Origin of the sequence: Sinorhizobium sp. CCBAU 05631, assembly GCF_002288505.1 — a bacterium.
GTDB lineage: Bacteria > Pseudomonadota > Alphaproteobacteria > Rhizobiales > Rhizobiaceae > Sinorhizobium > Sinorhizobium fredii_C.
The window spans coordinates 1,717,462-1,741,636 of the sequence record NZ_CP023063.1 but is presented as its reverse complement, the minus strand read 5'-3'; the positions used below and the strand labels follow the sequence as shown (position 1 = coordinate 1,741,636).

The window sequence follows — 24,175 nt, the reverse complement described above, 5'->3', positions numbered from 1 at the left end:
CACAAGGCCTGCCGTACGGCTTTGAAACGACGGGTGATTTTGTCCTGGGATCGAATCTGGTTTAAGAGATTACTGAATAGCAAGTGAAAGACCAAGATCACGTGACGCGAAAGCCATCCCAGAAGGCTGCCGATGTCGTCCTCACCGAGGCCGACGGGGAGACGGGCCGACGCTATGTGTTCAGCGGCGACTGGCGGCATCAGACGGCGGAAGCCATGGCCGACAAGCTGAAGCGGCTCGGAAAGCCGGCCGGCGGCCGGAACGAGTTCGATTTTTCCGGGATCACCGGCATGGACACGGCCGGCGCCTGGATAATCCGGCGCTTCATGAACGGGCTCGGCAGCGAGGACGGGGGCGAGGTTCGCTTCGCCGGCGGCGGGGAGCGCTATGTCGAATTGGTGCGCGCTCTGCCCAAGGAATTGCGGCAGCCGGAGCGTTCGAAACGAAGGGACCCGCTTTTCCAGCGGTTGTTTGCACCGATCGGTGAGGTGACCGTATCGATTTGGACCGACACGGTCGCCGCCATGTATATCCTGGGATCCGCGGTGCGCGGGGCACAGATGAAGCTCGGGCGTCACGCCGGCGTATCGCCTGCCGCGATCGTCCACCAGATCGACCGCATGGGCGTGATGGCGACACCCATCATCACCCTGATGTCGTTCCTGATCGGCGCCATCATCGCCCAGCAGGGCGCCTTTCAGCTCCGATCTTTCGGGGCGGAAATCTTCGTCGTCGACCTCGTCGGCATTCTGCAGCTGCGCGAAATCGGCGTGCTGCTGACGGCGATCATGATCGCCGGCCGCTCGGGCAGCGCGATCACGGCCGAAATCGGCTCGATGAAAATGCGCGAGGAGGTCGACGCGCTGAAGGTCATGGGGTTGAGCCCGGTCGGCGTGCTCGTCTTTCCGCGCCTCGTGGCGCTGACGATCGTGCTGCCGCTCTTGACCATCATCGCGAATTTCGCCGCTCTGGCCGGGGCGGCGCTGGTTGCCTGGAGCTATTCGGGCATCACCATACCGACGTTCCTCGCGAGACTGCAGGAGGCCGTCGACTTCTCGTCGGTGGCGGCCGGCATGATCAAGGCGCCGTTCATGGCGCTGATCATCGGCGTCGTTGCCGCTGTCGAGGGGCTGAAGGTCGGCGGCAGCGCGGAATCGCTCGGGCGGCGTGTGACGTCGTCGGTCGTCAAGTCGATCTTCGTCGTCATCCTCATCGACGGCCTGTTCGCCATGTTCTACGCGGCGATCGATTTCTGAGGCGGGCGGAAAATGGTTCAGGCGGTCATGGAGAAGCAGTTGGAGCAGGCGGCGGAGCGCGAAAGCATCCTCTCCGTTCGCGACCTGACCGTGGGCTTCGGCGACAATATCGTCCTCGACAAGCTCAATCTCGACGTGCTGCGCGGGGAGATCCTCGGCTTCGTCGGAGCTTCCGGCACCGGCAAGTCGGTCCTGATGCGCACGGTCCTGAGGCTGCTGCCGAAGCGCTCAGGCATGATCAAGATCCTTGGCGCGGAATACGACAAGGTGAGTGAGGAGGAACGCATCGCGCTCGACATGCGGCTCGGCGTTCTCTTCCAGCATGGGGCGCTCTTTTCCGCACTCACCGTGCGGGAGAACATCCAGGTGCCGATGCGGGAATATCTCGATCTGCCGCAGGGGCTGATGGATGAACTGGCGCGCCTGAAGATCGAACTGGTCGGCCTGGCGCCGGAAGCGGCGGAAAAATATCCTTCGGAGCTTTCCGGCGGTATGATCAAGCGCGCCGCCCTCGCGCGGGCGCTGGCCCTCGATCCGGATCTCGTCTTTCTCGACGAGCCGACGTCGGGCCTCGATCCGATCGGCGCGGCGGAGTTCGACGAGTTGATCGCCAAGCTGCGGGACACGCTTGGATTGACCGTGTATATGGTGACTCACGATCTGGACAGCCTGTTCTCGGTTTGCGACCGGATCGCCGTCCTCGGCCAGAAGCGCGTCCTGGTCGAGGGAACCATCGAGGACATGCTTGCCTGCGACGAGCCGTGGGTGAAATCCTATTTCCGCGGCAAGCGGGCGAGGGCGATCGTGCTCGAGCACGACTGAGCGGTAAAAGTGATAAAATAGGCGACGCGAGGTGTGTCGCAGCAGGGTGAAGTGGCGGCGGGGCCGCAGAGGTAGTCTGAGCCGATGGAAACTAAAGCGAATTATGCCATTGTCGGCTTTTTCACGGTGTTCGTGATCGCCGCTGCCTTCGGCTTCGTCTACTGGATGTCGCAATACGGCCGAAGCGGCGAAATGGTCGAACTCGTCGTCAACATTCCGGGTTCTGCCAACGGTCTCTCGGTCGGCTCGCCGGTGCGTTTCAACGGGATCAATGTCGGCAGCGTGCGCAGTCTTGCGATCGACGCCAACGATCCGCGCTACTCGATCGCTATTACCGAGGTTTCGGCTGATGCGCCGGTGTTGAAGTCGACAAGGGCGACGCTGGAAATCCAGGGCCTGACTGGGGCGGCCTATATCGAGCTCAGCGGCGGCCGAAAGGGCGACGAAAACATCCTGAAGACGGCACTCGAGAACGGGACGCAGGCGCGTATTCTTGCCGACCAGTCGAGCGTCACCAGCCTGCTCGCGACCGCCGACCAGATCCTCGATCGGGCGAACAGCGCCATCGGCGACATTCAGGGCTTCGTCACGGAAGTTCGTGGCCCGTTGACCTCGACAATCGGCAATGCGCAGCGGTTCTCCAAGGCGCTGGCGGACAATTCCGACGCGATCGATCAGTTCCTGAAGAGCGTGGAGGAGTTATCGGGGTCGGTCAGTGCGGCCTCGAAGAAGCTCGATACCACGCTTGCGAGCGCCGACAGGCTGATCAAGTCGGTCGATCCGAAGAAGATCGACACGATCGTCAGCAATGTCGAAGAGGTGAGCAACGACCTCAAGGCCGCTTCCGGCGGCGTTTCGGAGGCGATCGCCGGTTTCAAGCGGACCGTCGACACCTATGACCAGTTCGGCAAGAACGCGCAGCAGACCTTGAAGCGTGTCGACGCGTTGGTGGCTGCGGTCGACAGCCAGAAGGTGGGGCTCGTCGTCAACGACATCTCCGCGGCGAGCGCCGATGCCCGCAAGGTTGCCGCTCAGGTATCCGAGTTTGCCAACAAGATTTCCGCCCGTCAGGAAGACATCGACCAGACGATCACCGATTTTACGGAGATGTCGAACAAGCTGAATGCGGCATCAAACCGTGTCGACGGCATTCTCGCGAAGGTCGACGGCTTCCTGGGAGACGCGAATGCGCCGTCGCTTTCGGCCGAGGCGCGCGCGACGCTTGAATCGTTCCGCCGCATGGCCGACAACCTCAACGCCCAGATCGGTCCGATCACCGACAACCTGAAGCGCTTCTCGAATTCCGGCTTGCGGGACGTGGAGACGCTCGTCACGGAAACGCGGCGGACGGTGCAGAGCCTGCAGAGTACAATTTCCAATTTCGATCGAAATCCACAGCGCCTGCTATTCGGCGGCGAGACTGTTAAGCAATATGATGGCCGCACGCGGCGGTGATTCGCTGATCATCGGTCGCGGGCAGGTTGCGTGGGGGCGGGGAGCCGGACGGCGCCGCGTTGTTTGGGGATGATGTGCGTATGGGTTTTCCGGGTCTGGTAGCGTGGTGTGGTGCGGGAGCGGCCCGGTTTGCTGCGGTTCTTTCATTGGCGACGATCATGGCCGGCTGCGGTACGCGCCAGGCGGTCAACGATACGTTCAGCCTGGCATCGGTGCCTGTCGTCGAACGCCCGGCCGGAACGAACCGTCAGATCCTCGTGCCGGAACCGACGGCCCTGAAGACACTCGGCAGCGACCAGATCGTCGTCCGGCTGTCGAGATCGGAACTGCAATATCTCGCCGGGGCCCAATGGGGTGACAGCCTGCCGCGCCTGGTGCAGGATCGGCTTGTCCAGACTTTCGACGATACCGGCAGGGTTCGTGGCGTCGGCAAGCCGGGCCAGGGCCTTGCCATCGACTATCAGCTGGTCACCGAACTCCGCGCCTTCGAGATTTCCACCGACGGCCCGGATACGGCGGTCGTCGAGATCTTCGCCAAGATTTTGGACGATCGCACCGGCACCGTGCGCAGGCAGCAGGAATTCCGTGCCGTCGCACCGGTGCAGGGTGCCCGCAATCCGGCCTTTGTCGCAGCCCTCGACGCGGCCTTCGCCAAGGTGGCAGCCGATATCGTCGGCTGGACGCTTCGGTCTATCTAAGCTCGGCGCTAAACCGGACGTTCGCCCCTCATCTGCCTGCCGGCAGATGAGGGGCATTGTCGCAGAGGTTGAGTTTACCCGCTGCTGCTTTTCGAGAGCGCTATACGGTTGAGCACTTCGCCGACCCCTGCGACCGACATTGCCGCTTCCTCTGCGCGGAGGATTTCGTCCTTTGTGGCAACGGTGCCGCCGAGCAGGACGGTGGTGCCACTGCAGGTCACCGTGACGTCGGCCGCGTCAAGGCCCGGCGCGACGGCAAGGCAGTGGGCAACCCTTCGCTCCAGCTCCGCCGGGTGGTCGGGGGTTATTCTTTCGGGCTCCTGGCCGAAGAATGTGCGCTTCTTGAATATCATGCGGCGATCACTCCGTCGTTGCGGAGAAAACGCCGGAGGCTGTGATTTGTTCGCGTCTTCGTTGAGCAATCAGGGCCAGCGAACGACCGGGGGCAGGGACGAGAGGATCGACTCGACGTTCCCACCCGTCTTGAGGCCGAAGATGGTGCCGCGGTCGTAGAGCAGGTTGAACTCCACGTAGCGGCCGCGACGCACGAGCTGCTCGTCGCGATCGGCCTCCGTCCAAGGCGTGTTGAAATTCGCCCTGACGATCTTCGGAAAGACGATGGCGAAGGCCTTGCCGACATCGCGGGTGAAGGCGAAATCGGCCTGCCAGCCGCCAAGATCCTCGGGCGAGTGCAGCCAATCGTAGAAGATGCCTCCGGTGCCGCGCGGCTCGTTTCTGTGCTTGAGGAAGAAGTATTCGTCGCACCATTCTTTGAATTTCGCATGATCGGCGACCGGATGCCGGTTGCAGGTGATCTCCATCGCCCGGTGAAAGACGACGGTGTCCGGATCGGTCATGAGGCGCCGGCGGTCGAGGACGGGGGTCAGGTCCGCGCCGCCGCCGAACCAGTTGCTGGTGGTCACGACCATGCGCGTATTCATGTGCACGGCGGGCACGTTCGGATTGACCGGATGGGCGATCAGCGAAATGCCGGAGGCCCAGAAACGTGGATCTTCGCTGGCGCCGGGCATCTGGCTGCGGAATTCGGGGGAAAATTCGCCGAAAACGGTCGATGTGTGGACGCCGACCTTCTCGAAGACGCGGCCCTCCATCATCGACATGCGGCCGCCGCCGCCGGCGCCTTCCTCGCGCAGCCAGTCCTTGCCGACGAAACGGCCGGGCGGACGATCCGACAAGGGTCCTGTCAGATCATCCTCGATCGCCTCGAATGCCGCGCAGATCGAGTCGCGCAGGCTTTCGAACCAGGCCTTCGCCTCGGCTTTCTTGTCTTCGATGTCTGCAGGCAGACCCTGCGGCAATTGCGGTCTTTCCATGGGAATTCCGGTTCCAATAGGCGGGCTTTCGCAGAGAGGGAGCCCCGATTCTGTCGCCGTTCACAGTCCATATTTTGGGCCGGATGGCAACGGCGCCGCGAGCCCGCGTGACAGTCTATCGCATCGACGCGCCTCCGGCGATTTTGCTCGGGGCGATGGGTCGGAGCCGACGGGCTGGCCAAGCGGCGGTGCCGTTCCTATCTTTATCGTCAGAGGTACAGCCATGGCGAAGATACCCCCAGGACCGCCGCTCGATGGCTTGCGGCGCCAGATCGCCCGGCATCGCCGGGAGCACCCCGCGCGAGCAGACAGGCTGTTCGTGCGCGAGACCTTCCGCCTCGAACGCAGTGCCGCCCGCGCCAAGGCGCGCGAATGGTTCGAGACCTGGCCGAAGGCCGCCTACTGGACGGAAGTCGAGAGCTGGCGCCAACTCGAGGGCGACGAGATCGAGTTCACGATGCGCCGGCTGCCGAGCGCCGATTGAACGACCGCATTTTCGAAGCGCGCACTCAATTCATCTCGCCAAGGCGGCGGGAGCGCGCTAAGCGTTGCTCCACTCTTCCCGACACCCTCCCGATTGCTCATACCGGCCATCACCCCATGCCCATCGTCCGCTCGGTAATCGTCCTGTCCGTCACGCAGATCGTCGCCTGGGGCGCGATGTTCATGTTCGTATCGGTCACGGCGGCGGGAATGGCCGGCGACCTCGGTCTCGAGCCGTCGATGATCTATCTCGGTCCCACCATGATGCTGGTGGCAATGGCCCTGTGCTCACCGCCGCTGGGCGCGCTTTATGAGCGCTTCGGAGCGCGGCCGGTGCTCGCGTCCGGTTCGGCGCTAGCTGCGCCCGGCTTGTGGGTGCTCGCGAGCGCGCATGGGCCGGTCACCTATTTGGCCGCCTGGGCTCTTCTCGGTATCGCCGGTGCCGCGACGCTGACGACGTCCGCCCATGTCTTTCTGAGTGAAATTGCCGGCGAGGGCGCGCGCCGAGCGATCGGGGCGCAGATGCTCGCCACGGCTCTCGCCCCGAGTGTTTCCTGGCCTGTCACTGTGTTCGTCGAGGCAGCGCTCGGCTGGCGTGGTGCGCTCATCGTCTACGGCGCGGTGATGCTGCTCGTCTGCGCGCCGCTGCATTGCTTCGGTCTCCCGCAGACCAAAAGGGCAGGCCGGGCGTCCCGTGCCGCCTCAGATGGCAAGCGGGAGCAGCCCGACACGCGTCACTATTGGGCGCTTGTCGCCCTTATCGTTGCGGCAGTTGCGCTCAACGGCTTCGTTACCTGGGGTTTCCAGCTCGTTGTCATCGATATTCTCCGGAGCTACAGCGTGCCCGACTATCTGGCGGTGGGTTTCGGATCCGTGATCGGTTTCGTCCAGCTCTCGGCGCGGCTTTTCGATTTTCTCGGCGGCAACCGCTGGGACGGGCTGGCGACCGGCTTCGTCGCGGCGGCGATCATGCCGCTGGCATTGCTGACCTTGATTTTCGGCGCGGGGAGCGAGTGGTCGATCGTCCTTTTCCTCGTGCTCTACGGCCTTTCGAGCGGCGCCATGTCGGTCAGCCGGGCGACGATGCCGCTCGTGTTCTTCTCGCCGGCGCAATATGCGCTGGTCACGGCGCGCCTCGGATTGCCGCTCAACCTCGCCTTCGCCGCCGCCCCTCCGTTCTTCTCCTTCGTCCTCGGAGCAGCCGGGAACGGCTGGGCGCTTTCGATTGCACTGCTCTGCTCGGTCGGCACTTTGACGAGCATGATCATGCTCGACCGGATGCGGCCGGCTGCGGCTCACGCCCCGGCGGTTTCCGCGTCGCCCGAGCCGTCGGACGGATCCATCAGGCGCGGCCCAGCACCCTCGGAGCCAAGCACGTCATGAGGGTTGCGCAACGGGCAATCGCGCATCGACAGGCAGCCGCAGCCGATGCAGCCGGTCAACTGGTCGCGCAGCGAGGTCAACTTGGCGATCCGATCGTCGAGTTGCTGCCGCCAGCTGTTCGATAGCCGGGCCCAATCTTCGACGGTCAGCGGCCGGTCGTCTGGAAGCACCGACAGGGCGGATTGAATCTCCGCAAGCGGAATCCCAGTGCGCTGGGCGACCTTGATGACGGCGACGCGTCGCAACACCGAGCGCGGATAGCGCCGCTGGTTGCCGCGGCTGCGGTTGCTGCGGATCAGCCCCTTCGTCTCATAGAAATGCAGCGTCGAGACGGCGATGCCGCTCCGTTCGGCGACCTCGCCGACGGTCAGCTCCCGCCTGAAATCGCTGCCCTCTTCTTTTTGCATCGGTGCTATTGACCTCAACTAAGCTTGAGGTTCTATAGCATGAGCTCCCTGTAAACGACAACTAGGAGCTGATTCCGCATGACAGAGAAAATGACCCTTGCGCTGATCTATGGCAGCGCACGGCAGGGCCGGTTCTGCGATACCGTCGCCAGCTGGCTTATCCGCGAGCTTTCGACGTCCGACGTCTTCAGCCTGACGATCATCGATCCATTGCGGTTGAAGAACTCTCGCAGCGAGAAATCGGCCGATCCGGCCGAGTGGATGGAACGAAAGGTTGCCGAGGCGGACGCCTTCATCGTCATCACGCCGGAATATAATCACGGCTATCCCGCGGCGCTGAAGGAAATGATCGACGCCGTTTATGAGCCCTGGCATGCCAAGCCGGTGGCCTTTGTCTCCTATGGCGGCGCCTCCGGCGGTATCCGCGCCGTCGAGCAATTGCGCCAGGTCTTCGGAGAACTGCATGCGGTGACGCTCCGCGACGGGGTGGCGCTTCCGAAGGCGTGGTCGAAATTCGATGCAGCCGGCAATCTCTACAAGCCGGAAGAGCTTCGGGCGCCACTGTTCCTGATGATGGACCGGCTCACGTGGTGGGCGCGCACATTGAAATATGCGCGCAAGGCCACGCCCTATAGCGAGATTGCCGCGTGAGGGGCGGGGTATCTCCCGACGAGATAGGACGCCTCAAGGCACTCATTGACGTCTCAGAACGCGCCGGTCTGCCGCATCGCCTCGCCGACTACCATCGCGGTGGCGATGGCGATGTTGAGCGAACGCTGGCCCGGCGCCATCGGAATGAGGATGCGGGCGTCGGCACGGTCATGCACATGATCGGGCACGCCGGCGCTTTCCCGGCCGAAGAGCAGAATGTCGTCGGGCTGGAAGTCGAAACGCGTATAGGGCTCGGCGGCCTTTGTGGAAGCGAGCACCAGCCGCCGGCCGCTTTCCGCCCGCCATGTTTCAAAGCGCTCCCAGTTGACATGGCGGGTGAGCGTGACCGCCGCGATATAGTCCATGCCGGCGCGCTTGAGATTGCGGTCGGAGAGATCGAAGCCCGCCGGCTCGATGATGTCGACGGCCAGTCCGAGGCAGGCAGCGAGACGCAGGATTGTGCCGGTGTTGCCCGGAATATCCGGCTGATAGAGGGCGATGCGGAGTTCGTTCATGGGCTTTCGTCGACGGCGTATGATCAAAGGGGCAGGCGCGAGACGTCGTATGGCATCGATTTGGTCCTTGATCCACAGCCCGGTCGCCTGCGGTGGCGTACATTCGGCGCGGATGAATTTCACCTCTCTAATTTGTGCCAAAATGGCAACAGGCCGAGCGTCGACGGAGAGACAGGCAAGAAAGTGACTGCGACAATCTGGCGCGGCAGCGCGATTGAGGGTAAAGGTCAAGTCTCTTCAACGCGAACCGACGGAGGCATGCATGACGGTATTGATGTTGACACGCCTCCATCCTGTAGCCTGGCCTTCGCAGGCCTAGCCGGTTCCGCGCCTTTTCCTTCTATCGATCGAATGACGCGCTCCGGTCCCGGAGTGGAGCTCGGCTCGAGGCGTCATCTCTGGACCGTGATTTCTCAAAAATAAAGAATGCGGGGCGACCCGCCTTCCTTCAAACTATCTGAAGGAGCTTGGATAATGTTCGGCTGGTTTGAATCCCGCCTCAATCCTTACCCGACGGAAGAGCCCAGGCTTCCGCCGAAGGGTCTCTTTGCCTTCTGCTGGCACTACACCAAGCCGGCGGCGCCGTGGCTGCTGATCATGGCGGTCTGCACCATGCTGATCGCGATCGGCGAGGTGGCGCTGTTTCAATTCCTCGGCAATGTGGTGGATTGGCTGTCCAATGCCGAGCGCGAAACCTTTCTCGCCACCGAGGGAGGCAAGCTCGCCTGGATGGGAGCCCTGATCCTCATCGGCCTCCCGGGCCTTGTGGCGCTCGATTCATTCATCATGCACCAGGTGCTGCTCGGCAATTATCCGATGATCGCCCGCTGGCAGATGCACCGCTACCTGCTTCGGCAGAGCATGACCTTCTTCGCCAACGAGTTCGCCGGGCGCGTGGCAACGAAGGTGATGCAGACGTCGCTTGCGGTTCGCGAGACGGTGATGAAGATCCTCGACGTCTTCGTCTATGTCGTGAGCTACTTCACGACGATGCTGGTCGTCGTCGCCGCAGCCGACTTACGCCTCGTCGCGCCGCTCGCCATCTGGCTCGCCGTCTATGTCGTGATCGTCAGCACCTTCGTGCCGCGCCTGCAGAAGATTTCCAAGGAGCAGGCGGATGCCCGGTCCATGATGACGGGTCGGATCGTCGACAGCTACACGAATATCAGCACGGTAAAACTCTTCTCGCATGCGGGGCGGGAGGAGACCTATGCGCGCGCCGGCATGGAGGAGTTCCTCGACACCGTCTACCGCCAGATGCGCAAGGTGACGCTGTTCCACATCTGCGTCTACGCGAACAACTGCGTGGCGCTCTTCGCCGTCGGTGCGCTGGGCATCTATCTGTGGCTGACCAGCGCGATCTCGGTCGGCGCGATCGCCGTCGCGATTGGGCTCGCGATGCGCATCAACGGCATGTCGCAATGGATCATGTGGGAAGTCTCGGCATTGTTCGAGAATATCGGCACTGTCTATGACGGCATGGGCATGATGACCAAGGCACACGACATCGTCGATGAGCCGAATGCGGCGCCGTTGAAGGCTGAGAAGGGCGCGATCCGTTTCGAGGACGTGCGCTTCCACTACGGCAAGGCAAAGGGCGTCATCGATCGGCTGTCGCTCGAGATTCGCCCCGGCGAGAAGATCGGCCTCGTCGGCCGCTCGGGCGCCGGCAAGACGACGCTGATGAACCTGCTGCTGCGCTTCTACGACCTGGAGGACGGCGTGATCCGGATCGACGGCAAGAATATTTCCGCCGTCACCCAGGACAGCCTGCGTTCTCAGATCGGCGTCGTCACGCAGGATACGTCGCTGCTGCACCGCTCCATTCGCGACAACATCGCCTATGGACACCCGGAGGCGACGGATGCGCAGGTCATCGCCGCCGCCAAGAAGGCGAATGCCTGGGAGTTCATCCAGATGCTCGAGGACAACCTCGGCAGGCGAGGGCTGGACGCGCAGGTCGGCGAACGGGGAGTGAAGCTCTCGGGAGGCCAACGGCAGAGGATTGCCATTGCCCGGGTCTTCCTCAAGGATGCGCCGATCCTCATTCTCGATGAGGCGACATCGGCGCTCGATTCCGAGGTGGAGGCGGCGATCCAGGAGAACCTCTTCGCCCTGATGGCCGGCAAGACGGTGATCGCCATCGCCCACCGCCTGTCGACACTGACGGAAATGGACCGTCTGGTGGTTCTCGAAGCGGGACGGATCGTGGAGACCGGCTCGCATGCCGAGCTTGTCGCCAAAGGCGGCCTCTACGCCGACCTCTGGTCGCGTCAGTCCGGCGGCTTCATCGCCGACGACGCCGAAAAGGAGGAGGCGGCGGAGTAATCTGCCGCCACGTTGCGCTTTTCGCTCGGATCAAAGCTTACGCATTTGTAATCGATGGGCCGGCGGAAACCGATTGCCGTCCGTCCTCAGCCCCCTATTATCTGAACAATGCTGCGCGCCATCGTCACTATCTTCGAGAATTGGATCAAGCCCTTCGCGCCGCGCGACCGGCTGCAGCCGCCAAGGTCGCTCTGGGGCTTCGCATGGTTCTATGCAAGCCAGGCAAAGGGTCCGTTCCTTGCCATGGCAGCGCTCGGTGGGCTGGTTGCCATGCTCGAGGCGGGGCTCTTCTATTTCGTCGGCCGGCTTGTGGACGTGCTCGATACCATCCGGCCACAGGACGGATGGAGCGGACTGATCGCCTCCAACGGTCCGGAACTGCTCTTCATGCTGTTGACGGTGCTGGTGTTCCGCTTCCTGGCCGTAGCGCTCGCGGCTCTGGTCGAGGAGCAGGCGATCATCACCGGCTTCCTCAACCTTGTCCGCTGGCAGTCCTATGTCCACGTCGCCCGGCAATCGCTCACCTTCTTTCAGAACGATTTTTCCGGCCGCATCGTCACCAAGGTCTGGTCGGGCGCGCAGGCGACGAGCGACCTGATCGTCTCGCTGCTGCAGGTCATCTGGTTCATCGTCATCTACACGGCGTCGACCATGGCACTGGTCGCCCAGCTCGATTGGCGGCTGGCGGCGATGGTGGCCTTCTGGATCGCCATCTTCCTTTCGCTCGCCCGCTATTTCGTTCCGCGCGTCCGCAAGCACGCCCGCGACACCGCGGAAATGGCGTCGATGCTCAACGGCCGCATGGTCGATGCCTATTCGAATATCCAGACGCTGAAGCTCTTCGGCAGCGACGAGGAGAATGACCGCTATATCCGCGCCGGCTTTGACCGCTTTCAGGGTGCGGTAATCCCCTTTACCCGCCTGCTGACGGGTGTGCGGGCCTCCCAGGCGCTGCTTTCCGGGCTGATGATCGCGGCGATCGCCGTCTACTCGGTTCATCTATGGCTTGCGGGAATGGTGAGTTCGGGGGCGGTTGCCTTCACGCTGGCGCTCGTGCTGCGCCTCAACATGCTGCTCGGGCGGATGATGTCGCAGTTCAACGCCATCATGCGCAATATCGGCACGATCCAGAATTCGGCCGAGCTCGTCTCGCAGCCGATCGGCCTCGTCGACAGGCCCGGGGCGCTCGATCTCGAAGTCAAACGGCCGGAGATCCGGTTCGAGCGGGTGTCGTTTCACTACGGCAAGGGCGGCGGGGTGATCGATGAGTTCTCCCTGTCCGTCCGCCCCGGCGAGAAAGTCGGCATCGTCGGCCGCTCGGGCGCCGGCAAGTCGACCCTCGTCAACCTGCTGCTGCGCTTCTACGACCTCGAGGGAGGTCGGATCCTGATCGACGGGCAGGATATCGCCACGGTCCGCCAGGAATCGCTGCGCGCCCAGATCGGCATGGTCAGCCAGGACACCTCGCTTCTGCATCGGTCGATCCGCGACAATATTCTTTTCGGAAGGCCGGGCGCGACGGACGAGCAGCTGATCGAAGCGGCGCGCAAGGCGGAAGCCTATGACTTCATCGTCAATCTGCAGGACCAGCGCGGCCGCAAGGGATTCGATGCCCATGTCGGCGAGCGTGGCGTCAAGCTTTCCGGCGGCCAGCGGCAGCGGATTGCGATCGCCCGCGTGATGCTCAAGGACGCGCCGATCCTTGTTCTCGACGAAGCGACCTCGGCGCTCGATTCGGAAGTGGAGGCAGCCATCCAGTCCAATCTGGAGCGTCTGATGCAGGGCAAGACGGTGCTCGCCATCGCTCACAGATTGTCGACGATCGCAGCGCTTGACCGTCTGGTGGTGGTGGACCGCGGACGTATCGTCGAGGACGGCAGCCACGCCGAGCTGATCGCCCGCGGCGGCCTCTATGCGGAACTTTGGGCGCGCCAATCCGGCGGCTTCATCGCCCAGGAGGAAGCGGCCGAATAGGGGGCTCCGACGTGCCCTTCGACCGTGCCAAGCCCTTGTGCTCATTGGCTGCCTCTTTCCCCCGCGACAATCTGCCCACCTCCTCCTGTGAAGGCTGGACATAATTCGCGATCGAGCATAGAACGCGCCGGATTGGTGGGGATTCTGCGTGCAGGATTCTCCGGATTCTGGCATCCGTACCGAGACTTGCCGTGGCAAGCCGTGCAGGGGGCCAGCAAGAGGATAGGGTGCGCTCCGAGACCTGGGAAAAGGGACCGAAACGCGCCGGGGGCGGATGCGGTTTCCGCACATTGCGTGAGAGGATGGTTTAGCCGTGAGCGAACACGACACTTCAAGCGAGACCTTGGGCGAGCCCACTCGCCGCGATTTCCTGTATCTGGCAACGGGCATGGCCGGCGTTGTCGGCGCCGGCGCGGCGGCCTGGCCGTTCATCGATCAGATGCGCCCGGATGCATCGACGCTTGCGCTGGCTTCGATCGAGGTCGACGTTTCGAGCCTTCAGCCGGGGATGTCACTGACGGCGAAGTGGCGCGGCAAGCCGGTCTTCATCCGCAACCGCACTGACAAGGAAGTCGAGGATGCGAAGGCCGTGCCGCTCGAAGAGCTCAAGGACCCGGTCGCCCGCAACGCCAACCTCGCCACCGATGCGCAGGCGACCGATCTCGATCGCTCCGCCGGCGAGGGCAAGGAAAACTGGATCGTGATGATCGGCTCCTGCACCCATCTCGGCTGCGTGCCGCTCGGCCAGGCCGGTGATTTCGGCGGCTGGTTCTGTCCCTGCCACGGGTCGCACTACGATACGGCCGGCCGCATCCGCAAGGGCCCGGCACCGGAGAACCTCGCCGTGCCGACCTTCTCGTTCGTTTCCGACACAGTTATCAAGATCGGTTGAGGGGACTACTGATAATGAGTGCTGAACATTCAACCTACACGCCAACGACAGGCATAGAGAAGTGGGTTGATTCCCGTCTTCCGCTGCCGCGCCTCGTTCACGACTCGTTCGTCTCCTATCCGGTGCCGCGCAACCTGAACTACGCCTATACCTTCGGCGCGATGCTGTCGGTGATGCTGATCGTACAGATCCTGACGGGTATCGTGCTGGCGATGCACTATGCAGCCGAAACGAGCGTCGCGTTCAACTCGGTCGAAAAGATCATGCGCGACGTCAACCATGGCTGGCTGCTGCGCTATCTGCACGCCAACGGCGCATCCTTCTTCTTCATCGCGGTCTACCTGCACATCGCCCGTGGCCTTTATTACGGCTCTTACAAGGCGCCGCGCGAGATCCTTTGGATCCTCGGCGTCGTCATCTATCTCCTGATGATGGCGACCGGCTTCATGGGCTATGTTCTGCCCTGGGGTCAGATGTCCTTCTGGGGTGCAACGGTTATCACCGGCTTCTTCTCGGCCTTCCCGCTGGTGGGTGAGTGGATTCAGCAGTTCCTGCTTGGCGGCTTTGCCGTCGACCAGCCGACGCTGAACCGCTTCTTCTCGCTGCACTACCTGCTGCCCTTCATGATCGCCGGCGTCGTCGTCCTGCACATCTGGGCCCTGCACGTCACCGGCCAGACGAACCCGACCGGCGTCGAAGTGAAGTCGAAGACCGATACCGTGGCCTTCACGCCCTATGCGACGCTCAAGGATGCACTCGGCGTTTCGATCTTCCTCATCGTCTATGCCTGGTTCGTCTTCTACATGCCGAACTATCTCGGCCATCCGGACAACTACATCCCGGCCGACGCGCTGAAGACCCCGGCTCACATCGTTCCGGAATGGTACTACCTGCCGTTCTACGCGATGCTGCGCGCCATCACCTTCAATATCGGCCCGATCGACTCCAAGCTCGGCGGCGTTCTGGTGATGTTCGGTTCGATCATCGTTCTGTTCTTCCTGCCCTGGCTCGACACGTCCAAGGTCCGTTCCGCCGTCTACCGTCCCTGGTACAAGCTGTTCTTCTGGATCTTCGTCGCCAACGCCATCATGCTCGGCTGGCTCGGTTCCCGCCCGGCAGAAGGCCTCTACGTCGTCCTGTCGCAGCTCGGCACGCTGTACTACTTCGGTTTCTTCCTCGTCATCATGCCGCTCCTCGGCCTGATCGAAACGCCGAAGCGCATTCCGAACTCCATCACCGAGGCGGTGCTGGAGAAGCAGAATGCCAAGGCGCAGCCGAAAACCGCGCACGCCTGACCGGAACAGCGATTGATAAGGAACTCACAACAATGAAAAAGCTTGTTACAGGCATTCTGTCACTCGCTGTCGTCGCCGGTCTCGGTCTGGGTGCGGCTCTGGCCCAGGGCGAGGAAGCTGGCGGCGAGCATGCGGCAGGCGCGACGCCGCACTATCCGATCCACAAGCCGGTCCAGCAGGACTGGACCTTCGGCGGCCTCTTCGGCCATTACGACAAAGGGCAGCTGCAGCGCGGTCTCAAGGTCTATGCCGAAGTCTGTTCTGCCTGCCACTCGATGAGCCTCGTGCCCTTCCGCACCCTTGAAGACCTCGGCTATTCAGAAGCTCAGGTGAAGGCCTTCGCGGCGAACTACGAGGTGCAGGACGGCCCGAACGCCGACGGCGAGATGTTCACGCGCAAGGCCGTTCCCTCCGACTACTTCCCGTCGCCGTTCCCGAACAAGGAAGCCGCAGCGGCCGCCAATAACGGTGCCGCCCCGCCGGACTTCTCGCTGATCGCCAAGGCGCGCGGCGTCGAGCGCGGGTTCCCGCAATTCGTCTTCGACATCTTCTGGCCCTACCAGGAAGGCGGTCCGGACTATATCCACGCGCTGCTGACGGGTTACCAGGATCCGCCGGAAGGCGTCCAGGTGGCCGAAGGGACGCACTACAATCCGTACTTCGTGAGCGCCTCGGCGCTGGCGATGGCGAAGCCGCTCTCCGACGATCAGGTCACCTATGACGACGGTGCGCCGCAGACGGTGGACCAATATGCCAGGGACGTCTCGGCTTTCCTAATGTGGGCCGCAGAGCCGCATCTCGAAGACCGCAAGCGTACCGGCTTCATGGTCATGGTGTTCCTGCTGATCTTCACCGGCCTGATCTATCTGACGAAGAAGTCGGTCTACGCCAACAAGGAACATTGATCGGAGCTGGCATTGCCAGAGCGCGTCATTGAAAGGTCCCGGTGCAAACCGGGACCTTTTTGTATGGAGCCTTTCCCGCGGGGTGTCAGAGCCAGCAGCGCTGTCGGATTCGGCGGCTGCTCGTCGCCCTCATCCATGTGCTTACCATACTGATCGGGACGCTTCAGTCCTTGACCGTCCATTGCGGATTCCAGGCGATCTCCCACAAATGTCCGTCCGGATCATGGAAATAACCCGAGTAGCCGCCCCAGAAACGATCGGACGCTGGATCGGTGATGATGGCGCCGGCCTCCGCAGCCTGCTTCATGATGCTGTCGACCTCTTCTTTGGAATTGACGATATGGCCGATCGACACGGCGCCGAGACGCGCCTGCGTCACGCTGATCTTCGCATCCTTTGAAAGCGAAGACGCCGGATAGAGCGCCAGGATCAGGTCGTCACCCATATGGAAGAAGACGACAGCTCCGTCTTCGAACTCCTCACCGATGATCCCCTCGGTGGGCAGGCCCAGGCCGTCACGATAGAAGGCGAGGGACCGTTCGAGATCGTTCACGGCAAGTGTCAGGACTTTGATTCGCGGCTTCATATCCGCCTCCTGTCTGCAGGCGCCGGAATTCCAACTGTCTCTTTACACGCTACGAGCTGGCGCCAGGATGCGATGCTGACAGATTACAGAAAATGGCCGGACTGTTCACGCTCACTGTAGAGAGCATCAGACCGGTCTGCCATGCTGCTCAGCGACCGGTCTGTGGTTTTCGCAAGAAAAAGGCCCCGCCTTGCGGCGGGGCCGTGATGATCTTCGGCATTAATTTCAGTTGAGCTTCAGCTGAAGCGGCCGGCGGCATGGGCGAGCATCGTATAGACCTTGCCGGTATCGGACGTCAGGTAGGTCTGGGTGATGCGCTTGTCCGGATCGTTGCGCGCCACATCGGCAAGCAGCTTTTCGAAGTCGGCGATGTAGCGGTCCACGGCGGTGCGGAACTCCGGCTCGCGATCATACTTGCGCTTGATCTCGTCGAAGGTCTGCTGCCCCTTCAGCGTATAGAGCCTGCGGGTGAAGACATCCCGCTCGCCGCGCTGGTAGCGGCGCCACAGCTCGACCGAGGCGTCGTGGTCGATCGCCCGGGCAATATCGACCGAGAGCGAGTTCAGCGATTCCACCACGTGACGCGGATTGCGGCTGTCTCCGGTGCGGGCCACGGGCTGGCTTTCGGCCGGCCGAGGACGCGCGGGCTGCGGCTCTTCATCGCGGGAGGCGGCGCGCAGCAGATCCCGCATCCAGCCGCCACCTTCCTCGACGCGCTCTTCGGCGGCCGACGGACGGGCGGGCTGCAAGGGACGCGTGGCCTGCTCGAGACCCAGGCTGCCACGCAGCGCAGGGCTCGGCGCGGCAGGTTGCTGGACCGCCGGCTGTTGCTGGATTGCCGGTTGTTGCTGCAACACGGGCTGCGGCGGTGCGACGGGCGCCTGAGCAACGGGGGCGGGCGCAGCCAGCGCCGGCTGCTGGCGCACCGGCTGGGCGACCTCGAGATGCGTCGAAGACTTGCCGATGATTTCGGAGAGCTCCTGCAGCGCCTTGATCTGCTCGGCGACGGCACGCCGCATCACCGCGGCATTCTCCTTGGCCTCTTCCGGCAGGTCGAAAGCGCCGCGCTTCAACTCCTCGCGGGTCATGTCGAGTTCCTTGCGGATCTCGCCGGCGGAGCGGCGGATGTCGTCGGTCGCGCCGCTGAAGCGGCTGATCGCTTCGTCGATCGCCTGGCGGACGGCCTCGCGCAACTGCGTGGCAACGCCATCCGACTTCTTGCCGCTTTCCGCCAGCATCCGCTCAACATCGGAGACCGAAGCCCCGATGCTGCCGCGCAGGCGGGCAGCCGCCTCCTTGGCGCGCTGCTCGGCACTGGAAAAGGCACCTTCGAGCGCCTGGCTCGCTTCGTCGCCGGCCTTGGCGACGGCCTGGCGCAACGCCTCGGAGGCGCTGTGAGCACGGCCTTCGACCCCGGACAGCGCCTCGTTCGCGCCGGCGATTGAGGTTTCGACGCCGGTGCGCAGCGTCTGGGCGATCTGGCGCGACCGCTCTTCGGCGCGGGCGAACACGCCCTCCACGGAGGCGGCAGCCTCGCCGCCCGCCTCGGCGAGAGTGTTGCGCATGGCCTCGGCCGCTTCCGCGGCCCGTTGCTCGGTGCTCGACAGAAGCCGGCCGACATCGGCAAAGGACGACTGGACGCCGTTGCGAAGGTTGCCGGCGACCTGACCGGAGCGCTCCTCGGCGCGCTGGAAGGCACCGTCGACGAAGCCCTCGAGCGCGCGCATGGTGCGCTCGATCTCCTCCGAACGCTGGACAAGACCGACGGAGAGCGTGCGCAGGGCGTCCTGGCGCTCCTCGAGCGTGCTGACCAGGTTCGACTGGGCTGCGGCCAGCAGATTGGACGCCTGGCCGAGCACCTTGGAGTGATCCTCGAAGCGGCCGACGATGCCGCCGATCTGCGAGAGCGTCGATGAGGCGATATCCGAGAGCTTGTCGACGCGACCTTCGATGAGGCGGGTGGAACTGGACAACATGTCGGATGCATGCCGTGTGGATTCCGAAACCTTCGCTGCGGCTGCCTCCAGGCGCTGGTCCATGTCCCCGAGGCTGCCGTTAGCCTGCTCGATGACCGATGCGATGGCGGAATTGTTGGTCGCGAGCTGGTCGATCAGCCCCATGGCCGTCGATTGGAGGCGGTTCTCGACCATCTTCATCGCCTTGGCGGTTTCTTCCGCCCGCAGCGAGATCGCCTCGAGCGTTTCGCTTGTCCGCTCCGTAATGGCGTCGACGAGGGCGGCGTTCTCCGCTCGCAGCCGGTCGGCGCTCTCCTGGGTGAGGGCGGCGATGCGCGCGGCGGCTTCCTTGCCCGTTGCCGCGTATTGCTCGATGACCGGACGCGCTTGCTCGTCGAGGAGACGGGTGAGTTCGAGCGAGCGGCCGGCGAGCATGGAATTCAGTTCGCGGGTGCTGTCGTCGAGTGTGCTGCGGATCGACTGGCCGCGTGCATCAAGCGCCTTTTCCGCGTCCGTCAGGCTCTGCTGGATGTTCGCCGTATGGCTGGCGATCTGATCCCTGGTCGAGGCGAGCCGTGCCGAGGCGGATTCGGCGGCCTCCGTGACCGACCGGGCAAGTTCGGCATGGCGTGTCGCCGTCGCCGAGGCGGTCGTTTCGATCGAGTTGGCGAATTCGGCGTTGCGGGCAGCCAAGGCGCTGGCGAAATCAGCACCGGCCTTGGAGAGCAGCTCTGCCGAGCGTGCAGCTTCCGCGTCGATCTCCTGGGCGGCATCGCTGACGGCGCCACGCAGGCTCGTGACGAGCGCTGCCGCCTTGCCTTCGATCGTGCGGTTGACGTTTTCGAGACCTATGGTGAGGGCACGGTCCATCGTCCCGAGGCGCTCCTCGATGCGGCCCGCACCAGCCTCCATCGCGGAGGCGATCCGGCCGGTCCCATCGTCCATGGCGGAGGTGATCCGGGCTGCCGCGGTCTCGCTGATCCGGTCGATTTCGCCGGCGCGCTCCGCAAGGCTTTCCGTGATCCGCTGTCCGGCAGCGTCGACGATGGCGTTCACGCTGCCGACGCTGTCGCGGATGCGATTTTCGAGGGAACCAAGCGTCGTTTCGATGCGGCCGCCCGTATCGCCGACAATGCTGCTGACGGTGTCGACGCTGTCGCGAATGCGATTTTCGAGGGAGCCGAGCGTCGATTCAATGCGGCCGCCCGTGTCGTCGACGACGGCGCTGACGGTGCTGACGCTGTCGCGGACACGATCTTCGAGAGAGCCGAGCGTCATATCGATGCGGCCGCCGGTGTCGTCGACAATCGCGCTGACATTGCTGACGCCGCCGCGAATGCGGTCTTCGAGCGACGCGAAGCGCGATTCGATCCTTGTGCCGGTTTCGTCGAGACGGCTGTTGATGCCGTTGAGCGAAATGTCGACGCGGTTTGTCAGAGTGTCGGCCGCGAGGCTGATCTGGTCTGCTGTCTCGGCGAGGCGCTCGGCAATGTTGCCGGTCGTCGAGCGCATGCGCGCATCGAGCGCTTCGGTGCCGCGATCGATCGCGCCGGCGATCGAGTTCTGCCGCTCTTCCAGCGACATTTCGAGCATGCTGGCGCTCGTCGCCAGCGTCGTCGCGATGCCCATCGACTGGTCGGTCAGCAGCTCTTCCAACCGTTCGCGGCCCTGGCCGACGGCGAGGTTGATCCTGTCGACCTGCTCGTCGAGGGTGGAGCGCAGCTGTGCGGTCTTGCCGGAGAGCGCCTGGTCGATCTCGGCCGCCTTGCCGGCAAGCGACGCGGTCACTTCCGACGTCCGGGCGGAGAGCGCTTCGGCGCCGCGCTCAAGCGCGGCGGCGATCGCGGCTTGCCGCTCCTCGAGCGACATTTCGAGCATGCTGGCGCTCGTCGCCAGCGTCGTCGCCATCGCCATTGACTGGTCGGACAGCAACTCTTCCAACTGTTCGCGGCCCTGGCCGACGGCGAGGTCGATCGCCTTGATGCGATCGTCGAGCGTCGAGCGGATCTGCTCGTGCGTCGTCGTCAGCGTCTCGCGCAGATGGTCGGCCCTGCCGGAGAGCGTCTGCTCTATCTCCGCCGCCCTGCCGGCAAGCGAGGCCGTTGCTTCCGTGGTGCGGGCAGTAAGCGCCTCGGCGATCTCGGCGCTGGTTCCCGCCAGCGAGTCGGAAATCTTGCCGACGCGGCTGCTGAGATCCTCGGCGATCCGTGCACTCGTATCGGTGAGCGTATCGGCGATCTGGCTTACGCGGCCGCCAAGATTTTCCGCGACTTCGGAGACGCTCTGCGAAAGCTTGGTCTCGATCTCGCCGACCCGGTCGGTCATCGTTTCGGCGACAGCCATCGCGCGGAAGGTCAGGTTGTCGGCGACGTCTTCGGCATGGCGGCTGAGCGTGTCGGCCATCTCGGTCGCGCGTGTCGACATGGTCGTGTTGATTTGCGCGGCGCGCTCGGAGAGTACCCCGTCGAGGGCGGCCGTTTGGCTGGCGAGCGTGTCGGCGATCGCCTGGCTGCGCTCCGACAGCACCCCTTCCAGCGTTGTCGTCTGACTGGTGAGGGCTGCGGAGATCGTCTGGCCACGTTCAGAGAGAACGCGCTCCAGCCGGTCAGCGGTGCCGCCGACCGCGTCCTCGAGCGCGCTAGCGCCGGAGGTGAGCGCGGCTGAAAGCGCGGCAGTGCGCTCCGAAAGCGTGTTGTCCAGGCGATGCTGGCTCGCGGCAATCGCGCTGGTGATCTCGTCGGTGGAGCCCATGAGAGTCTTCTCGATGCGCGTATGGGCAGATTGCAGGCCGTCGATGAAGGCCGACGTCCGGGAATCAAGACCTTCCGTCAGGCGCTGCTCGCTTGTCGTCAGCGCGTTGGCGAGGGCATCGGCACGCTGGCCGAAGCCGCCTTCGATCCGCTCCTGTGCCTGCGTCAGAGCGCCCATCAGCGAACTGGTCTTATCGGAGAGCACGCCCTCGATGCGGCTGTGCGCATCGCCGATGAGGTTGCTGAGCTCCGATGTGCGGCTGCCGATCGTCTCTTCGATGAAGTCCTGCGTTGCGCCAAGTGCGGTGGCGAGCGTCAGCGACTGATCGGAAAGCGCCGAACTGATCTTCTCGACGCTGCTGTCCAGGGCAATGCCGATCGCATCCGAGCCGCCGGAAACGGTTTCGTTGATTCTGTGCAGGCTCTCCATCAACTTGCTATCGAGCAGGCCCGCCCGCTTGTCGAAGGCGCTGGCGAATTCGTGGAAGCGTTCGTCGAAGGCGGTGGCGAGGTGCCCGACGGTCGTCTGCAGCTTCTCTTCGAAGAAGCCGCCGCGGAGGTCCAGATCCATGATCGCGTCGTCGGCGCTCGTCTTGAGGCTCTGGCGGAAACTCGCGCCCTTCTCGTCGAGGGCCGCATTGAGCGACGAAAGCATGTCCTCTAGGCCGCCGGCAATCGCCTGCTGGCCGACATTCAAGCTTTCGTTGAGGTCGCGGGTCCGCGCGATCAGAGTCTCGTTGAGCTGGCGGGCGCGCTCGTTGAGGGCGTTGTTCAGCTTTTCGGTATTCGCATCCAGCGTCGACGCACGGGTTTCGAACTGGCTCAGCAATTGTTCGCCGCGCTCTGTCAGATTCTCGCTAAGCGCATCGAGGCGAACATCGAACTCCTTGCTGAGCGTCACTCCGGCATTCGTCAGGCCGGAAAGCAGCGCCTCCGTGCGGGTATCCAGCATGCTGCCGAGGCTTTGCAGTGCATGGTCAGATTTTTCGCTGAGGGCTGCGGCCCGCGTATCGATCAGCGATGCAAAGGCTTCGCCGGACAGGGCGATACGAGAGGCAATATCTTCGCTCGCGAGTTCCAGGTCGTCTTTCAGCTTGCCGTGCGCGCCGGCTATCGCGGAGCGGATCCGCTCGGAATGGCCGACAATGGCTTCGCGCTCCAGCCCCAGTTCCTGGACGAGGGTGCGAACGCGCAGTTCGTTTTCGCTGTAGCTGCGCTCGAGCGCGCTCACTTCCGAATGGACGAGCGCCTCCAGTTCGGTGGCCCGCGCAATGGTGCGCTCGATGCCCTCGTTCATCGCCGACACTTCGCGGCGGACCGCCTGGCCGACGGCCATGACGCGGTCGGCCGCCGCGGTTTCCGGTTCGGCCAGCCGCAGGGCGACCTCGGCCATCGAGCGGGCCGCATTGCGCAGCTCCTGAGCACGCGCAATCATGATCGCGAAGGAGAAGAAGAGCATGACCGGCAAGGCAATGCCGATCAGGATGCCGATCGCACCGGGCGTGGCTGCGAGATCGCCGAGAGAGCGTATCTGCCAGATCTGCGGCGCATAGAGGAGGTGGCCGATCGCTACCCCGGCAAGCGCCCACACCAGCGAGATCAGCGCCGCGACACGGATCGCCGCACGGCTGGATCGGACTTCGAGGGAGCGGAGCATTGCCGCGGGCGATCTGCGGGTATCGTCATTGGCCGGGGAAAGCGCCGGCTGTTTCGGAGCGGGCTCCGGCGCAAGATTGCGAGGCGCCTCGCTCGTCCGGGCCCTCTGTGCTTCCGGTTGGTCCTTCCCGGTGCGCTTATGTTCGGACGCGGCAGCCTTCCTGCTGGGCTCGGACACCTTTTCCTCCGGATCATCCAAGGAATTCTTGTCGTTCAAGGCCGACTTCAGGTCGTCAAAATCGATCTTCAGGGCAGCTTCCAGAGCCTGGAAGGCCTTTTCGTCGATCGACTCGTTGCTCTTCTTCGTCGCCATAGGGATACGCCTCACTACTATTGCCCGCTCATGGCCGCCTAATTTGGACCGGTTCGGTCCAATAGACTCCCTCAACCAGGGCGGTGACCCGCAAGCTACGCGCAAGACATCTGCGCCATACGCCCACTGGTCACCATTGCATCGCCTCGATGGAATAACCGCAGCTCGCGTCTCAGGACACGGGGCGCGCAGCTTATCCACCAGAACAGTTGCCACTTTCGTATGCAGACCTGTTCCTAATCGTATCGTAGTGACACATTAGCCCGGTTCTTACAATTAAGCGCAATCCGCATTCGCTAGAATCCTAATGAATTGTTAACGGGCCGCCGGTGCCGCGGTGCGAAAAGTCAAGAGAATCAGCCCGTTTAGCAATCGTTAACCATGCCGACGGATTTCCGCGCCCAGCGCCATGACATTAAGCCGATGGCAGCGCGGCTGCCGGATGATCAATGTCTGAAAACGGTGCGGTCGCCCCATGCATTGTCAAATAGGACGTGATGCATCGTCAATTAAGGAA

General features: G+C 63.5%; 18 protein-coding genes. 12 read left to right on the top strand and 6 right to left on the bottom strand.

The features are described 5' to 3' along the window. The first annotated feature begins 101 nt into the window (after positions 1 to 101). The 4 genes from SS05631_RS08620 (at position 102) to SS05631_RS08605 (ending at position 4,231) form a co-directional block, all read left to right on the top strand. Positions 102 to 1,256, top strand: a complete 1,155-nt coding sequence (locus tag SS05631_RS08620; RefSeq protein WP_095677953.1) for an ABC transporter permease — start codon at positions 102 to 104, stop codon at positions 1,254 to 1,256. A gap of 12 nt (positions 1,257 to 1,268) precedes the next feature. Continuing rightward, entirely contained in the window at positions 1,269 to 2,078 is an 810-nt protein-coding gene (locus SS05631_RS08615) for an ABC transporter ATP-binding protein (protein ID WP_037424331.1), read from the top strand. 84 nt (positions 2,079 to 2,162) lie between these two features. Continuing rightward, entirely contained in the window at positions 2,163 to 3,533 is a 1,371-nt protein-coding gene (locus tag SS05631_RS08610) for an MlaD family protein (RefSeq protein ID WP_037424333.1), read from the top strand. 80 nt (positions 3,534 to 3,613) lie between these two features. After that, positions 3,614 to 4,231: an ABC-type transport auxiliary lipoprotein family protein gene (locus tag SS05631_RS08605; RefSeq protein WP_037424335.1), complete on the top strand. Its 618-nt coding sequence runs from the start codon at positions 3,614 to 3,616 to the stop codon at positions 4,229 to 4,231. Between the two features lie 74 nt (positions 4,232 to 4,305). Here SS05631_RS08605 and SS05631_RS08600 read toward each other — a convergent pair whose 3' ends face one another. Together SS05631_RS08600 and hemF are read right to left on the bottom strand one after the other, a co-directional pair. Then, positions 4,306 to 4,584, bottom strand: a complete 279-nt coding sequence (locus SS05631_RS08600; protein WP_037424337.1) for a BON domain-containing protein — start codon at positions 4,582 to 4,584, stop codon at positions 4,306 to 4,308. Between the two features lie 69 nt (positions 4,585 to 4,653). Next, complete coding sequence (hemF, locus tag SS05631_RS08595) at positions 4,654 to 5,565, bottom strand: oxygen-dependent coproporphyrinogen oxidase (protein ID WP_037424340.1); 912 nt, start codon at positions 5,563 to 5,565, stop codon at positions 4,654 to 4,656. Between the two features lie 223 nt (positions 5,566 to 5,788). Between hemF and SS05631_RS08590 the strand changes: the two genes are divergently transcribed. Beyond that, on the top strand, positions 5,789 to 6,049 hold the full coding sequence (locus SS05631_RS08590; RefSeq protein WP_037424341.1) for a hypothetical protein: 261 nt from the start codon (positions 5,789 to 5,791) through the stop codon (positions 6,047 to 6,049). Positions 6,050 to 6,165: 116 nt separating this feature from the next. Beyond that, the gene (locus tag SS05631_RS08585; protein ID WP_037424344.1) at positions 6,166 to 7,431 is read left to right on the top strand and encodes an MFS transporter; all 1,266 of its coding nucleotides are present in this window, start codon (positions 6,166 to 6,168) and stop codon (positions 7,429 to 7,431) included. Here SS05631_RS08585 and soxR read toward each other — a convergent pair. Then, positions 7,344 to 7,838, bottom strand: a complete 495-nt coding sequence (soxR, locus tag SS05631_RS08580) for a redox-sensitive transcriptional activator SoxR (protein ID WP_083854258.1) — start codon at positions 7,836 to 7,838, stop codon at positions 7,344 to 7,346. The genes SS05631_RS08585 and soxR overlap by 88 nt on opposite strands. Positions 7,839 to 7,916: 78 nt before the next feature. Here soxR and SS05631_RS08575 point away from each other — a divergent pair, with 78 nt between their 5' ends. Next, a complete protein-coding gene (locus tag SS05631_RS08575; RefSeq protein WP_095677952.1) occupies positions 7,917 to 8,489 on the top strand; it encodes an NADPH-dependent FMN reductase in 573 nt (190 codons plus the stop codon). Positions 8,490 to 8,542: 53 nt separating this feature from the next. Here SS05631_RS08575 and SS05631_RS08570 read toward each other — a convergent pair whose 3' ends face one another. Beyond that, positions 8,543 to 9,004: a tRNA (cytidine(34)-2'-O)-methyltransferase gene (locus tag SS05631_RS08570; RefSeq protein ID WP_037424361.1), complete on the bottom strand. Its 462-nt coding sequence runs from the start codon at positions 9,002 to 9,004 to the stop codon at positions 8,543 to 8,545. Between the two features lie 474 nt (positions 9,005 to 9,478). Here SS05631_RS08570 and SS05631_RS08565 point away from each other — a divergent pair, with 474 nt between their 5' ends. The 5 genes from SS05631_RS08565 to SS05631_RS08545 all read left to right on the top strand — a co-directional run bounded on the left by SS05631_RS08565 (position 9,479) and on the right by SS05631_RS08545 (position 16,398). Continuing rightward, on the top strand, positions 9,479 to 11,332 hold the full coding sequence (locus SS05631_RS08565) for an ABC transporter ATP-binding protein (RefSeq protein WP_037424363.1): 1,854 nt from the start codon (positions 9,479 to 9,481) through the stop codon (positions 11,330 to 11,332). 108 nt (positions 11,333 to 11,440) lie between these two features. Continuing rightward, positions 11,441 to 13,306, top strand: coding sequence for an ABC transporter ATP-binding protein (locus SS05631_RS08560; protein WP_037424365.1), 1,866 nt, complete (start codon positions 11,441 to 11,443; stop codon positions 13,304 to 13,306). A gap of 313 nt (positions 13,307 to 13,619) precedes the next feature. Continuing rightward, on the top strand, positions 13,620 to 14,198 hold the full coding sequence (gene petA / locus SS05631_RS08555) for a ubiquinol-cytochrome c reductase iron-sulfur subunit (RefSeq protein WP_037424367.1): 579 nt from the start codon (positions 13,620 to 13,622) through the stop codon (positions 14,196 to 14,198). 14 nt (positions 14,199 to 14,212) lie between these two features. Continuing rightward, a complete protein-coding gene (locus SS05631_RS08550) occupies positions 14,213 to 15,493 on the top strand; it encodes a cytochrome b N-terminal domain-containing protein (RefSeq protein ID WP_037386053.1) in 1,281 nt (426 codons plus the stop codon). A 32-nt stretch (positions 15,494 to 15,525) separates the two neighbouring features. After that, positions 15,526 to 16,398, top strand: coding sequence for a cytochrome c1 (locus SS05631_RS08545; RefSeq protein ID WP_037424369.1), 873 nt, complete (start codon positions 15,526 to 15,528; stop codon positions 16,396 to 16,398). 163 nt (positions 16,399 to 16,561) lie between these two features. Here the strand turns inward: SS05631_RS08545 and SS05631_RS08540 are convergent, their stop codons facing one another. Both SS05631_RS08540 and SS05631_RS08535 read right to left on the bottom strand, forming a co-directional pair. Next, on the bottom strand, positions 16,562 to 16,984 hold the full coding sequence (locus SS05631_RS08540) for a VOC family protein (protein ID WP_037424372.1): 423 nt from the start codon (positions 16,982 to 16,984) through the stop codon (positions 16,562 to 16,564). A 236-nt stretch (positions 16,985 to 17,220) separates the two neighbouring features. Next, positions 17,221 to 23,658 carry a kinesin gene (locus SS05631_RS08535; protein ID WP_037424375.1) on the bottom strand — a complete coding sequence of 2,146 codons (6,438 nt, stop codon included), beginning with the start codon at positions 23,656 to 23,658 and terminating at the stop codon, positions 17,221 to 17,223. Positions 23,659 to 24,175: the final 517 nt, after the last annotated feature.

Bases quoted from the DNA above. Each gene is read 5' to 3' on its own strand.
- SS05631_RS08615 (WP_037424331.1), top strand. From the start codon at position 1,269: ATGGTTCAGGCGGTCATGGAGAAGCAGTTGGAGCAGGCGGCGGAGCGC.
- SS05631_RS08610 (WP_037424333.1), top strand. From the start codon at position 2,163: ATGGAAACTAAAGCGAATTATGCCATTGTCGGCTTTTTCACGGTGTTC.
- SS05631_RS08605 (WP_037424335.1), top strand. From the start codon at position 3,614: ATGGGTTTTCCGGGTCTGGTAGCGTGGTGTGGTGCGGGAGCGGCCCGG.
- SS05631_RS08600 (WP_037424337.1), bottom strand. From the start codon at position 4,584: ATGATATTCAAGAAGCGCACATTCTTCGGCCAGGAGCCCGAAAGAATA.
- hemF (WP_037424340.1), bottom strand. From the start codon at position 5,565: ATGGAAAGACCGCAATTGCCGCAGGGTCTGCCTGCAGACATCGAAGAC.
- SS05631_RS08590 (WP_037424341.1), top strand. From the start codon at position 5,789: ATGGCGAAGATACCCCCAGGACCGCCGCTCGATGGCTTGCGGCGCCAG.
- SS05631_RS08585 (WP_037424344.1), top strand. From the start codon at position 6,166: ATGCCCATCGTCCGCTCGGTAATCGTCCTGTCCGTCACGCAGATCGTC.
- soxR (WP_083854258.1), bottom strand. From the start codon at position 7,838: ATGCAAAAAGAAGAGGGCAGCGATTTCAGGCGGGAGCTGACCGTCGGC.
- SS05631_RS08575 (WP_095677952.1), top strand. From the start codon at position 7,917: ATGACAGAGAAAATGACCCTTGCGCTGATCTATGGCAGCGCACGGCAG.
- SS05631_RS08570 (WP_037424361.1), bottom strand. From the start codon at position 9,004: ATGAACGAACTCCGCATCGCCCTCTATCAGCCGGATATTCCGGGCAAC.
- SS05631_RS08565 (WP_037424363.1), top strand. From the start codon at position 9,479: ATGTTCGGCTGGTTTGAATCCCGCCTCAATCCTTACCCGACGGAAGAG.
- SS05631_RS08560 (WP_037424365.1), top strand. From the start codon at position 11,441: ATGCTGCGCGCCATCGTCACTATCTTCGAGAATTGGATCAAGCCCTTC.
- SS05631_RS08550 (WP_037386053.1), top strand. From the start codon at position 14,213: ATGAGTGCTGAACATTCAACCTACACGCCAACGACAGGCATAGAGAAG.
- SS05631_RS08545 (WP_037424369.1), top strand. From the start codon at position 15,526: ATGAAAAAGCTTGTTACAGGCATTCTGTCACTCGCTGTCGTCGCCGGT.
- SS05631_RS08540 (WP_037424372.1), bottom strand. From the start codon at position 16,984: ATGAAGCCGCGAATCAAAGTCCTGACACTTGCCGTGAACGATCTCGAA.
- SS05631_RS08535 (WP_037424375.1), bottom strand. From the start codon at position 23,658: ATGGCGACGAAGAAGAGCAACGAGTCGATCGACGAAAAGGCCTTCCAG.